Source organism: Streptomyces sp. NPDC097619 (assembly GCF_040302735.1).
Lineage (GTDB): Bacteria > Actinomycetota > Actinomycetes > Streptomycetales > Streptomycetaceae > Streptomyces.
Map to the genome: position 1 here is coordinate 17,015 of NZ_JBEOSD010000047.1, position 13,078 is coordinate 30,092.

9 protein-coding genes and 1 riboswitch are annotated in these 13,078 nt (G+C 73.4%); of the genes, 7 read left to right on the forward strand and 2 right to left on the reverse strand.

What is annotated here, in order from left to right; all coding sequences use genetic code 11:
* Positions 1 to 106 precede the first annotated feature (106 nt).
* Positions 107 to 2,563, reverse strand: coding sequence for a DNA gyrase/topoisomerase IV subunit A (locus ABTZ17_RS15655; protein ID WP_352196148.1), 2,457 nt, complete (start codon positions 2,561 to 2,563; stop codon positions 107 to 109).
* A 171-nt stretch (positions 2,564 to 2,734) separates the two neighbouring features.
* On the opposite strand from ABTZ17_RS15655, the gene ABTZ17_RS15660 reads away from it, so the two are divergent.
* The 4 genes from ABTZ17_RS15660 to ABTZ17_RS15675 all read left to right on the forward strand — a co-directional run bounded on the left by ABTZ17_RS15660 (position 2,735) and on the right by ABTZ17_RS15675 (position 7,621).
* On the forward strand, positions 2,735 to 4,108 hold the full coding sequence (locus ABTZ17_RS15660) for a M16 family metallopeptidase (protein ID WP_352196149.1): 1,374 nt from the start codon (positions 2,735 to 2,737) through the stop codon (positions 4,106 to 4,108).
* Between the two features lie 20 nt (positions 4,109 to 4,128).
* Positions 4,129 to 5,496: a M16 family metallopeptidase gene (locus ABTZ17_RS15665; RefSeq protein ID WP_352196177.1), complete on the forward strand. Its 1,368-nt coding sequence runs from the start codon at positions 4,129 to 4,131 to the stop codon at positions 5,494 to 5,496.
* Between the two features lie 217 nt (positions 5,497 to 5,713).
* Positions 5,714 to 5,872, forward strand: a riboswitch (cyclic di-AMP (ydaO/yuaA leader).
* A 13-nt stretch (positions 5,873 to 5,885) separates the two neighbouring features.
* Positions 5,886 to 6,683 carry a M23 family metallopeptidase gene (locus ABTZ17_RS15670; protein ID WP_352196150.1) on the forward strand — a complete coding sequence of 266 codons (798 nt, stop codon included), beginning with the start codon at positions 5,886 to 5,888 and terminating at the stop codon, positions 6,681 to 6,683.
* Between the two features lie 260 nt (positions 6,684 to 6,943).
* Entirely contained in the window at positions 6,944 to 7,621 is a 678-nt protein-coding gene (locus tag ABTZ17_RS15675; protein WP_352196151.1) for a GntR family transcriptional regulator, read from the forward strand.
* 301 nt (positions 7,622 to 7,922) lie between these two features.
* On the opposite strand, the gene ABTZ17_RS15680 is transcribed toward ABTZ17_RS15675, so the two are convergent.
* Complete coding sequence (locus ABTZ17_RS15680; RefSeq protein WP_352196152.1) at positions 7,923 to 8,204, reverse strand: HPr family phosphocarrier protein; 282 nt, start codon at positions 8,202 to 8,204, stop codon at positions 7,923 to 7,925.
* A 171-nt stretch (positions 8,205 to 8,375) separates the two neighbouring features.
* Between ABTZ17_RS15680 and ABTZ17_RS15685 the strand changes: the two genes are divergently transcribed.
* The 3 genes from ABTZ17_RS15685 to ABTZ17_RS15695 are packed head-to-tail and all read left to right on the forward strand — an operon-like array spanning position 8,376 to position 13,073.
* Positions 8,376 to 11,234, forward strand: a complete 2,859-nt coding sequence (locus ABTZ17_RS15685) for a bifunctional acetate--CoA ligase family protein/GNAT family N-acetyltransferase (RefSeq protein ID WP_352196153.1) — start codon at positions 8,376 to 8,378, stop codon at positions 11,232 to 11,234.
* 40 nt (positions 11,235 to 11,274) lie between these two features.
* Positions 11,275 to 11,871, forward strand: coding sequence for a DUF5998 family protein (locus tag ABTZ17_RS15690; protein WP_352196154.1), 597 nt, complete (start codon positions 11,275 to 11,277; stop codon positions 11,869 to 11,871).
* Positions 11,871 to 13,073 (forward strand): alkaline phosphatase family protein, encoded by a 1,203-nt coding sequence (locus ABTZ17_RS15695; RefSeq protein ID WP_352196155.1) that lies wholly within the window; start codon positions 11,871 to 11,873, stop codon positions 13,071 to 13,073. Before ABTZ17_RS15690 ends, ABTZ17_RS15695 begins: the two co-directional genes overlap by 1 nt.
* The last annotated feature ends 5 nt before the right edge of the window (positions 13,074 to 13,078 follow it).

Genomic DNA, 13,078 nt, shown 5'->3' on the forward strand with positions numbered 1-13,078 from the left:
ACCCGGCGGGACGGACCCCACCGGACCGCGCCCCGGAGCCCCCGCCGGTCACTTCCTCGACGCCCGTGCCGTCCGGGCCGCGCAGGGCGGCCCGGACGGCGGGGGATCACAGGGCGGGGCCCGCCAGCGCGGCGACCGCCGCCGTCAGGGCCGTGCCCGAGCCGTCCCGGCGCGGATCCGGCTCCGGCAGCTGCGCCGGGGAGCCGTTGGCCGTGGCGGCCGCCGCCGGGGCGGCACCCGCCCAGGCCAGCGTCAACAGCTCCTCGCCCTTGAGGAAGCGCTGGCAGCGCACCCCGCCGGTGGCCCGCCCCTTGCGCGGATACTGGTCGAACGGGGTCAACTTGGCCGTGGCCATCGACCCGTCCAGGGTGCCCTGCGCACCGGCCACGGTGAAGACCACCGCGTCCCGGGCCGGGTCCACCGCCGAGAAGTGGATCACCTTGGCGCCCTGGGTGAGCTTGATGCCCGCCATGCCGCCCGCGGGCCGTCCCTGCGGCCGGACCTGGCCCGCCGGGTACCGCAGCAGCTGGGCGTCGTCGGTGATGAAGACCAGGTCCTCCTCGCCGGTGCGCAACTCCACCGCGCCGACGATCCGGTCGCCCTCCTTGAGGGTGATGACCTCCAGCTCCTCCTTGTTGGCCGGATAGTCCGGCACCACCCGCTTGACCACGCCCTGTTCGGTGCCGAGGGCCAGGCCCACCGAGGACTCGTCCAGGGACAGCAGGCACACCACCGACTCGTCGGCCTCCAGCCCGGTCAGGAACTCGCCCACCGGGGCCCCGCCCGCGAGGTTCGGCGCGGCGGCCGTACCCGGCAGCTGCGGCAGGTCGATCACCGAGAGCCGCAGCAGGCGGCCCTGCGAGGTCACCGCGCCGACCTCGGCCCGCGCGGTCGCCGCGACCGTGGACACGATCACGTCGTGCTTGGCCCGGCCGCCCGCGGCGGTCTCCGGCAGCGGTCCGGCGCCCGCCGTGCGGGCCAGCAGGCCCGTGGAGGACAGCAGCACCCGGCAGGGGTCGTCCGCGACCTCCAGCGGCACCGCGGCCGCCGGGGTGCCCGCCGACTCCAGCAGCACCGTGCGGCGCTCGGTTCCGAACTTCTTCGCGACCGCGGCCAGTTCCCCGGAGACCAGCTTGCGCAGCTCGGCGTCCGACTCCAGGATCTCCGTCAGCTGCGCGATCTCTGTGTTCAGCCGGTCCCGCTCGGACTCCAGCTCCAGCCGGTCGAAGCGGGTGAGCCGGCGCAGCGGGGTGTCCAGGATGTACTGGGTCTGGACCTCGCTCAGGGAGAAGTGCTCGATGAGCCGCTCCTTGGCCTGGGCGGAGTTCTCGCTGGAGCGGATCAGCCGGATGACCTCGTCGATGTCGAGGAGCGCCACGAGCAGGCCCTCGACCAGGTGCAGCCGGTCCCGACGCTTGGTGCGGCGGAACTCGCTGCGGCGCCGCACGACCTCGAAGCGGTGGTCGAGGTAGACCTCCAGCAGCTCCTTCAGACCCAGGGTCAGGGGCTGTCCGTCGACCAGGGCGACGTTGTTGATGCCGAAGGACTCCTCCATCGGCGTCAGCTTGTACAGCTGCTCCAGTACCGCTTCCGGGTGGAAACCGTTCTTGACCTCGATGACCAGCCGGAGACCGTGCGAGCGGTCCGTGAGGTCCTTCACGTCGGCGATGCCCTGGAGCTTCTTGGAGCCGACCAGGTCCTTGATCTTCGCGATGACCTTCTCGGGGCCGACCGTGAAGGGCAGTTCGGTCACCACCAGGCCCTTGCGGCGCGGGGTCACGTTCTCGACGGTCACCGTGGCCCGGATCCGGAAGGTGCCGCGACCGGTCTCGTAGGCGTCCTTGATGCCCTGGAGGCCGGTGATCCGGCCGCCCGTGGGCAGGTCGGGACCCGGCACGAAGCGCATCAGCGCCTCCAGGTCCGCCCCGGGGTACCGGATCAGGTGCCGGGCCGCGGCGATGACCTCGCCCAGGTTGTGCGGGGGCATGTTGGTGGCCATGCCCACCGCGATGCCGGATGCGCCGTTGACGAGCAGGTTCGGGTAGGCGGCCGGCAGGGCCACCGGCTCCCGCTCCTGGCCGTCGTAATTGGGGGTGAAGTCGACGGTGTCCTCGTCGATGGACTCCGTCATCAGCGAGGTGGCGTCGGCCATCCGGCACTCGGTGTACCGCATCGCGGCCGGCGGGTCGTCGTTGCCGAGGGAACCGAAGTTGCCGTGCCCGTCCACCAGCGGCAGCCGCATGGAGAACGGCTGGGCCATGCGCACCAGCGCGTCGTAGATGGAGGCGTCACCGTGCGGGTGCAGCTTGCCCATCACCTCGCCGACCACGCGGGCGCACTTGACGTACCCGCGGTCGGGGCGCAGGCCCATCTCGTTCATCTGGTAGACGATGCGTCGGTGGACCGGCTTCATGCCGTCCCGCGCGTCGGGCAGGGCCCGCGAGTAGATCACGGAGTACGCGTACTCGAGGAAGGAGCCCTGCATTTCGTCGACGACGTCGATGTCGAGGATCCGCTCCTCGAAATCCTCCGGCGGCGGGGTCTTCGTGCTGCGGCGGGCCATCGCTGCTGCGGCTCCTTACGGTGTGGCTCTGTGACGCGGTCCATTGTGGACCGCCGCTCTGACAAGTCCGACCCCGACCCGGGGGCACCGGGAACTTCTCCGGGTGTCGGCGCGCTTGCATACAGTGGCAGGGCTGAACGGAAAACCCTGTATCGCGATCGAAGGGACGACATGCCCATGGGTCACACGGCCACAGCTCAGGACGCCTCGGGCGGCCTGTCGGCTACCGAGCACCGCCTGGCCAACGGCCTGCGCGTGGTGCTCTCCGAGGACCACCTGACCCCGGTCGCCGCGGTGTGCCTCTGGTACGACGTGGGTTCGCGCCACGAGGTCAAGGGGCGTACGGGACTGGCTCACCTCTTCGAGCACCTGATGTTCCAGGGCTCGGCGAGCGTACCCGGGAACGGCCACTTCGAGCTGGTCCAGGGGGCGGGCGGTTCCCTCAACGGCACCACCAGCTTCGAGCGGACCAACTACTTCGAGACCATGCCGGCCCACCAGCTGGAGCTCGCGCTCTGGCTGGAGGCGGACCGGATGGGCTCGTTGCTGTCGGCCCTCGACGAGGAGTCGATGGAGAACCAGCGCGACGTGGTCAAGAACGAGCGCCGCCAGCGCTACGACAACGTGCCCTACGGCACGGCCTTCGAGCGGCTGACCGCCCTGGCCTACCCCGAGGGCCACCCGTACCACCACACGCCCATCGGCTCGATGGCGGATCTGGACGCCGCCTCCCTGGAGGACGCGCGGGCCTTCTTCCGCACGTACTACGCCCCGAACAACGCCGTGCTCTCGGTGGTCGGCGACATCGACCCCGAGCAGACCCTGGCGTGGGTCGAGAAGTACTTCGGTTCCATCCCCTCGCACGACGGCAAACTGCCGCCCCGGGACGGCAGCCTGCCCGAGATCATGGGCGGGCAGCTCCGCGAGGAGATCACCGAGGAGGTGCCGGCCCGCGCCCTGATGGCCGCCTACCGCCTGCCGCACGACGGCACCCGCGAGGCCGACGCCGCCGACCTGGCGCTGACGGTCCTCGGCGGCGGCGAGTCCTCCCGCCTGCACAACCGCCTGGTCCGCCGCGACCAGACGGCCGTGGCCGCCGGGTTCGGGCTGCTGCGCCTGGCGGGCGCCCCCTCGCTGGGCTGGCTGGACGTCAAGACCTCCGGAGGTGTGGAGGTCCCGCGCATCGAGGCCGCCGTGGACGAGGAGCTGGCCCGCTTCGCTGCCGAGGGCCCCACCGCCGAGGAGATGGAGCGGGCCCAGGCCCAGCTGGAGCGCGAATGGCTGGACCGGCTCGGCACCGTCGCGGGCCGCGCCGACGAGCTGTGCCGCTTCGCCGTCCTTTTCGGGGACCCGCAGTTGGCGCTGACGGCCGTCGACCGCGTCCTCGACATCACCGCCGAGGAGGTGCAGGCCGTGGCCGCGGCCCGACTGCGCCCCGACAACCGCGCCGTGCTGGTCTACGAGCCGCTCGCCCCGGAGGCGGAGGCCGAGGAACCGGCCGGAGAGTCAGCCGAGAACACCGACACCGAGAAGGCTGCCCAGTGAGCGACGCGACCGGGTCCACGATGACCTTCCACCCGCAGCCCGCGGCCGGCGAGGCCAAGCCCTGGGCCTTCCCCGCCCCCGAGCGCGCCACCCTGGCCAACGGCCTGACGGTGCTGCGCTGCCACCGCCCCGGCCAGCAGGTCGTGGCGGTCGAGGTGATCCTCGACGCCCCGCTCGACGCCGAGCCCGAGGGCCTGGACGGCGTGGCGGCCATCATGGCCCGCGCCCTGTCCGAGGGCACCGACAAGCACTCCGCGGAGGAGTTCGCGGCGGAGCTGGAGAAGTGCGGGGCCACCCTCGACGCGCACGCCGACCACCCGGGCGTGCGGGTCTCCCTGGAGGTGCCGGTCTCGCGCCTGCACAAGGCGGTCGGGCTGCTCGCGGAGGCCCTGCGCGCCCCCGCCTTCGCCGACGCCGAGGTGGACCGGCTGGTCCGCAACCGCCTCGACGAGATCCCGCACGAGCAGGCCAACCCCCAGCGCCGGGCCGCCAAGCAGCTGTCCAAGGAGCTGTTCCCGGCCGCGCTGCGGATGTCCCGGCCGCGGCTGGGCACCGAGGAGACGGTCGCCCGGATCGACGCGGCCGCGGTCCGCGCCTTCTACGAGGCCCACGTCCGCCCGGCGACGGCCACCGCGGTCGTGGTCGGCGACCTCTCCGGCACCGACCTCGACGAGGTCCTCGCCGACACCCTGGGCGCCTGGACGGGCGGCACCGCCGAGCCGCGCCCCGTGCCGCCGGTCACGGCCGACGACACCGGCCGGGTGGTCATCGTGGACCGCCCCGGCGCGGTCCAGACCCAGCTCCTCATCGGGCGGGTCGGTTCGGACCGGCACGACCGCGTGTGGCCCGCGCAGGTCCTCGGCACCTACTGCCTCGGCGGCACCCTGACCTCCCGTCTGGACAAGGTGCTGCGCGAGGAGAAGGGCTACACCTACGGGGTGCGGGCCTTCGGCCAGGTGATGCGCTCCACCGCGGCGGGCACCGGCGCCTCCATGCTGGCCATCAGCGGCTCGGTGGACACCCCCAACACCGGCCCGGCCCTGGCGGACCTGTGGCAGGTGCTGCGGACCCTCGCCGAGGGCGGGTTGACCGACGCCGAGCGGGACGTCGCCGTGCAGAACCTGGTCGGCGTGGCCCCGCTGAAGTTCGAGACGGCGGCGGCGGTCGCGGGCACCCTGGCCGACCAGGTCGAGCAGGAACTGCCCGACGACTACCAGGCGCAGCTGTACGCCCGCCTGGCCGCCACCGGCACGGTGGAGGCCACCTCGGCCGTGGTGAGCGCCTTCCCGGTGGACCGGCTGGTCACGGTGCTCGTCGGCGACGCCGCGCAGATCGCGGAGCCGGTGCGGGCGCTGGGCATCGGAGAGGTCACGGTCGTCGCCAACTGACGGGGCGGCAGCCGGGCGCGAGCCCGGGAAACGGGGAGGGCCCCGGCGGAATGTCCGCCGGGGCCCTCCCCGTCTTCAATGTCCGTTTATGTGAGGACTCTGACCTTCTGTGAAGTGGTGTACGCCACAAAAGCGCGCACCTGTTTGGTGATCGGATGATGATCCGCCTAGCGTCATCCCAGTTGTCCGTCAGCGTGTCAGCCGCACCCGCGGCACCGGGCAACGATCGCCGAGTCCCCGTCAGGCGCGAGCCTGGGGAGCCGGGGACCCACATCAGTCCCTGGGGTGAATCGGACCGCCTCGTGAGGGGCGATCCGTAGGAGACCTTCCTGCTCCGAACCCGTCAGCTAACCCGGTAGGCGAGAAGGAAGGAAAGGATCAGCCTTTTCATGGCCTTTGGCAGTCGCCCCACCGGCAAGCACCGTGGTTCCAGCCGCCTGAGCCGCAAGACCGCCGGTATAGCCGGGGTCACCGCCCTCGCCGCCACCGGTGTGGTCGGCTCCCTGGCCGGTCCCGCCTTCGCCGCCGACGCGGCCGACTCCTCGAAGTTCGAGGACACCGGCCTGAACGCGGTCGTCGTCGCCGAGGACACCGCGAGCCAGATCGAGACCCAGGCCACCGCCCAGGCCCAGGCCGCCGAGATCGCCGCCGCCAAGGCCCAGGCCGAGGCCGAGGCCAAGCAGCGCGCCGCCGAGGCCCGCGCCAAGGCCGAGGCCAAGGCGAAGGCCGAGCGGGAGGCCAAGGAGCGCGCCGAGCGCGAGGCCGAGCGCAAGCGCCTGCTGCAGTTCGTCTCCCCGCTGGAGGGCTCCTACGTGAGCACCCAGTACAAGGCGGGCGGCGGCATGTGGTCCTCCGGCAGCCACACCGGCATCGACATGCACGCCGACGAGGGCACCTCCGTGCGCGCCGTCGGCATGGGCACCGTGGTCGAGGCCGGCTGGGGCGGCGCCTACGGCAACAACGTGGTCATCAAGCACCACGACGGCAGCTTCACCCAGTACGGCCACATGCTCTCGCTGAACGTCGTGGTCGGCCAGCAGGTCACCCCGGGCCAGCAGATCGGCCTGTCGGGCTCGACGGGCAACTCCAGCGGCCCGCACCTGCACTTCGAGGCCCGCACCGGCGCCGACTACGGCTCCGACATCAACCCCGTCTCGTACCTGCGCGCCCACGGCGTCTCCATCTGACCCGTCCCCGCGCACGAAGACCTCCCGAAGGCCCCGGCTCACCGAGCCGGGGCCTTCGGCGTACCCGGGGGAGCCCCGCCCGCGCACGGGCCGGTGCGCGCCCGCTCCGCGCCCGGAACGCGCGCCCGGCGGCTCCCCGCCCACCGAATCGACCCGGCGGCCTTGACCGGCCCTTTTCCGGTGCCCTTCGAAAAATCCGCAATATTGCAATAGAGTCGCGGGAACGGTGCCGCAATGGGGGATTCATCGGAGGTCCGGCTTTGCGTATTCCAGCGCACGCGGTCTGCACGGCCATTCGCGAGGACATCGTCTCGGGTGTCTTCGCGCCGGGCAGCCGGCTGACCGAGGAACTGCTCGCCCGCCGCTACGGGGTCTCCCGGGTCCCCGTCCGCGAGGCCCTGCGCACGCTGGAGTCGGAGGGCTTCGTCACCACGCGGCGGCACGCGGGTGCCTGCGTGGCCGAGCCCACCGAGCGCGAGGCCGCCGACCTCCTGGAGGTCCGCGCCCTCCTGGAGCCCCTGGGGGCCGCCCGGGCCGCCCAGCGGCGCACCGACGCCCACCTGAAGGTGCTGCGGGGGCTGGTGCGCCTGGGGCAGGAGCGGGCCCGGCAGGGCCGCGGGGAGGATCTGCGGTCCCTCGGGGCCTGGTTCCACGAGACCCTGGCCCAGGCGGCCGGCAGCCCCGGCCTGACGGCCATGCTGACCCAGGTCCGCCACAAGATCGCCTGGATGTACGAGGTGCGGGCCCCCTCCCGGCCCGTGGAGTCCTGGGCCGAACACGGCGCGATCGTGGACGCGGTGGCCCGCGGCGACGCCGTCCGGGCCCGCACCGTGGCCTCCCTGCACATGGACCGGGTCGCCGCCGCGCACCGGCTCCGCCGCCCGGACGCGGTGAGGAATCCGCAACCTCCCGTCAACATTCCGAGCGGCGGGCATTAACACGACGGGGATAGAAATGAGGGCGCCGGTGGCATGCGGGAATCGCCGGGCAGAAGGTCGGTGATCGACCGCGCCCGCTATTCTTTCGCGGCGCTTTCTTTTCCGTGCTCCGGGCCTTTTTCGTGCTCCGGGCCTTTTCGGTCGGTCGGGCCGCGCCCGTTCGTCCGGTCCCGGGAATTCCGTCGGGAATTCCCGTGGGCCGGGGTCGCGCCCCGTTCCGGGCCCGGACGTGAAACGGCGAGGCCGCGGCTCCCACGGGGGAGCCGCGGCCTCGCCGCGAACCAGGGGCCGATCCTTCGGATCAGACGGTCTCGGGGAGCTCTTCCAGGCCCTCCGCGACCAGCTTCGCCAGGCGGTCCAGCGCGACCTCCGCGCCCTCGGCCTCGGAGGCGAGCACGATCTCCTCGCCACCCTGGGCGCCCAGGCCCAGGACCGCGAGCATCGAACCGGCGTTGACCGGGTCGCCGCTGGCCTTCGCGATGGTCACCGGGATCCCGGCGGCCGTCGTCGCACGGACGAAGATCGAGGCGGGACGAGCGTGCAGGCCCTCGGCCCAGCCGACGTTGACGCGGCGCTCTGCCATGGTGATGCCCTTCAGGTGTCTCACGGTTGTCTAGACCAGTCTCTCACGGCTCGCAGAATGGTCGCACCGACCTTCGGCCCCAAAGGACCGGTCGTTCGGCCTTCACAGCTTGCACCGTTCCGTCACTGTTTGTCCGACGCGCCGCGCGCGGCCTGCCCGTAGGCTTGGGCCATGCCGACGGCCCCCGATCCCACGTACCCGGCCCACTGGGAAGCCGACGTGGTGCTGCGCGACGGCGGCACCGCCCGGATCAGGCCCATCACCCCCGAGGACGCGGGGCGGCTGGTCAGCTTCTACGAGCAGGTCTCGGACGAGTCGAAGTACTACCGCTTCTTCGCCCCGTACCCGCGCCTGTCGGACCGGGACGTCCACCGGTTCACCCATCACGACTACGTGGACCGGGTGGGCCTCGCCGCCACCGTGGGCGGGGAGTTCATCGCCACCGTCCGCTACGACCGGATCGGCCCCGACGGCCGCCCCGCCTCCGCCCCCGCCGACGAGGCCGAGGTCGCCTTCCTCGTCCAGGACGCCCACCAGGGCCGCGGGGTGGCCTCCGCCCTGCTGGAGCACATCGGCTCGGTGGCCCGGGAGCGCGGAGTCCGCCGCTTCGCCGCCGAGGTACTGCCGGCCAACAGCAAGATGATCAAAGTGTTCACGGACGCCGGGTACCAGCAGAAGCGCAGCTTCGAGGACGGCTCGGTCCACCTCGACCTCGACCTCGAACCGACCGCCGAGAGCCTGGCCGTCCAGCGGGCCCGGGAGCAGCGCGCCGAGGCCCGCTCGGTGCAGCGCCTCCTCGCCCCCCGCTCGGTGGCCGTGGTCGGGGTCAGTCGCTCCGGCGGCGGGGTGGGCGCCGCCGCCCTCCGCAACCTCCTCGGCTCCGGCTTCCCGGGCCCCGTGTACGCCGTCAACCACGCCCTCGCCGAGGACGGCGCCACCCTGGACGGGGTCCCCGCCCACCGCACCCTCGCCGGGATCGGCACCCCGGTGGACCTGGCCGTGGTGGCCGTCCCCGCCGACCGGGTCCCCGACGTGGTCCGCGACTGCGGGGAACACGGGGTCCAGGGCCTCGTCGTGCTGTCCGCCGGCTACGGCGAGACCGGCCCGCAGGGCCTGGCCCGGCAGCGGGAACTCGTCCGCCAGGCCCGCTCCTACGGCATGCGGATCGTCGGTCCCAACGCCTTCGGCGTCATCAACACCGCCACCTCCCTCAACGCCTCCCTCGCCCCCGGCTCCCCGGAAGCCGGCCGGATCGGCCTGTTCACCCAGTCCGGGGCCATCGGCATCGCCCTGCTCGCCGGCCTGGTCCGGCGCGGCGCCGGACTGTCCTCCTTCATCTCGGCGGGCAACCGCGCCGACGTGTCCGGCAACGACTTCCTCCAGTACTGGTACGACGACCCGGCCACCGACGTCGCCCTGCTCTACCTGGAGACCCTCGGCAACCCGCGCAAGTTCACCCGGCTCGCCCGCCGCACCGCCGCCGTGAAGCCGGTGGTCGTGGCCAAGGGCGGCCGGCACAGCGGGGTCAGCCCCGCCGGGCACGCCGTCCCCGAGACCCGCCTCCCCGACGCCACCGTCTCCGCCCTGCTCCGCCAGGCCGGGGTGATCCGCGTGGACACCGTCACCGAACTCGTCGACGCCGGGCTCCTGCTCGCCGGACAGCCGCTGCCCACCGGCCCGCACGTGGCCGTCCTCGGCAACTCCGAGTCCCTGGGCCTGCTCACCTACGACGCCTGCCTCACCGAAGGACTCCGCCCCAGCCCGCCCCTGGACCTCACCACCGCCGCCGGTCCCGCCGACTTCCACGCCGCCCTCACGGCGGCCCTCGCCGACCCCGCCCACGACGCCGTGATCGTCACCGCCATCCCCTCGGTGGGGGAGAGCACCCTCGCCGAAGGACTGGCCGAGGCCCTGCGGACCGCCGCGGCCGAGGTCCCCGGCAAACCGGTGGCCGTGGTCCAGGTGGAACTCGGCGAGCTCGCCGAGGCCCTCAACGCCGCCTCCGCCTCCCGCACGGGCGGGACCCCCGCCCCGCCGCCCCCGGCCCCAGCCCCGTCCGCCCCCGCGCCCGGCGCCGAGCCCCCCGCCCCGCGGCCGCCGGCCGCGACCGGAACCGGCCCCGCCGAAGCCGGGGCGGCCCTCGACACCGACGCCCGCCCCGGCACCATCCCCGCCTACCCCTCCGCCGAACGGGCCGTGCGGGCCCTCGCCGAAGCCGTCCGCTACGCCCAGTGGCGCCGCCAGAACGCCGACCCCGGCCTGGTGCCGGAATTTGAGGACATCGACACCGCGGGCGCCGCCGCCCGGCTCGACACCCTCCTCGCGGGCGTCCCCGCCGACGCCGTGATCACCCTCACCCCGGACGAGGCCCACGGCCTCCTCGCCCGCTACGGCATCACCGTCCGCCCCACCCTGCCCGCCCCCGACGCCGAAGCCGCCGTCACCGCCGCCGCCCGCCTCGGCTACCCCGTCGCCCTCAAGACCACCGCCCCCCACCTGCGCCACCGCGCCGACCTCGGCGGGGTCCGCCTCGACCTCGGCGACCAGGAGGACCTGCGCCGCGCCTACCGCGAGCTCACCACCGGCCTTGGCAGCCCCGCCGAGCTCCAGCCCGTGGTGCAGTCGATGGTGCGCCGCGGGGTGGACACCGTGGTCCGCTCCGTGATCGACCCGGCCGCCGGCGCCGTGCTCTCCTTCGGCCTCGCCGGGGTCGCCTCCGAACTGCTCGGCGACACCGCCCACCGCCTGGTCCCCGCCACCGACCGCGACGCCGCCGGACTGGTCCGGTCCATCCGCACCGCCCCCCTCCTCTTCGGCTGGCGCGGCAGCGACCCGGTGGACACCCCCGCCCTGGAGGAACTCCTCCTGCGGCTGTCCCGGCTGGTCGACGAGCACCCCGAGGTCGTCGGCGTGTCCCTGGAGCCGGTGGTCGTCGCGACCGAGGGCCTGTCCGTGCTGGACGCCACCGTCCGCATCGCCCGGCCCCCCGCGCGCACCGACCTCGGCCCCCGCACACTGCCCAGCTACTGAGCAGGCCGAAGCGCCCCGTACGGGCCTTAGGATGGACCTCATGGCGAAATCCGGTACGACGACCCAGGGGCTGCGCGCAGCGATCGAGCGCAGCGGCTATTACCCGGCCCTCGTGGCCGAGGCGGTGGAGGCCGCCGTGGGAGGCGAGCCCATCTCGTCGTACCTGGTGCACCAGGAGACCACCTTCGACTCCAACGAGGTGCGCCGCCACGTCACGGTCCTGGTGCTCACCGGCAACCGCTTCATCGTCAGCCACACCGACGAGCAGAACGCCGACTCCGGGTCGCCCTCGCCGTACGCCACCACCTCCACCGAGTCCGTGAAGCTCGGCTCGATCGCCTCCGTCGTGCTCAGCCGCGTGGTCGCCAACCCCGAGTCGTACACCCCGGGCACCCTGCCCCGCGAGGTCGTCCTCACCATCGGCTGGGGCGCCGTCTCCCGCATCGACCTGGAACCGGCCGCCTGCGGAGACCCGAACTGCGACTCCGACCACGGCTACACCGGCAACACCACCGCCGACGACCTCAGCCTGCGCGTCAGCGAGGCCGGTGACGGCCCCGAGGCGGTCCGCCAGACCCTGGTCTTCGCCCAGGCCCTCTCCGAGGCCACCGCGGCCGGCTCGGCCGCCGCCCGCTGATGACCTTCTCCTCCCCGCACCACTGGCCCGAACCCGAACTCCTCGACCCGGCCACGGCCCCGGTCCCGGCGTACGGCTCGGGCTCCCTCGCGGACCTGCTGCCCACCCTCGCCGCGGGGCTGGGCGTCCCCGGGTACGAGCCGATCATCGGCGAGCTCACCCCGGCCGACCGCAACTGCGTCTTCCTCATCGACGGCATGGGCTGGGAGCAGATCCTCGCCCACCCCGCCGAGGCCCCCTACCTGACCTCCCTCATCGGGAGCTCCCGCGGCGGCACCGGACGCCCGGCCACCTCCGGCTTCCCCTCCACCACCGCCACCTCCCTGGCCTCGGTGGGCACCGGCCTGCCGCCCGCCCGGCACGGCCTGCCCGGCTACACGGCCCGCAACCCCGAGACCGGCGAGCTGATGAACCAGCTCCGCTGGTACCCGTGGACCCCGCCGGAGGCCTGGCAGCCGTACCCCACGGTCTTCCGGCACGCGGACGCGGCCGGCGTGGCCACCGCCCAAGTGTCCTCCCCGGCCTTCCAGACCACCCCGCTCACCAAGATCGCCCTCAGCGGCGGCACCTTCCTGGGCCGGACCACCGGCGACGAGCGGATGGACCTGGCCGCCGAACGGCTCGCCGCGGGCGACCGCTCCCTCGTCTACACGTACTACAGCGAACTCGACGGGGCCGGACACCGCTTCGGCGTGGACTCCGACGCCTGGCGCGGACAGCTCATGTACGTGGACCGGCTGGTCCAGCGGCTGGCCGAACAGCTGCCCCCGCGCAGCGCCCTGTACGTCACCGCCGACCACGGCATGGTGGACGTCCCCTTCGACGAGGACTCCCGGATCGACTTCGACACCGACTGGGAGCTGCGCGCCGGAGTCTCCCTGCTCGGCGGCGAGGGCCGGGCCCGCCACGTGTACGCGGTCCCCGGTGCCGAGGCCGACGTGCTCACCGTGTGGCGGGAGGTCCTCGGCGACCGCTTCTGGGTGGCGAGCCGCGAAGAGGCCCTGGCCCTGGGCTGGTTCGGCGAGCCGGGGGAGTGCGACCCGCGGGTCCTGGGCAGGATCGGGGACGTGATCGCCGCGGCCCGCGACCTGGTGGCCATCACCGCCTCGGTGAACGAGCCCAACGAGTCCGCCCTGGCGGGGATGCACGGATCGCTGACCTCCGCGGAACAACTCGTACCGCTGCTGGAAGTCCGTTCCTGACCCGC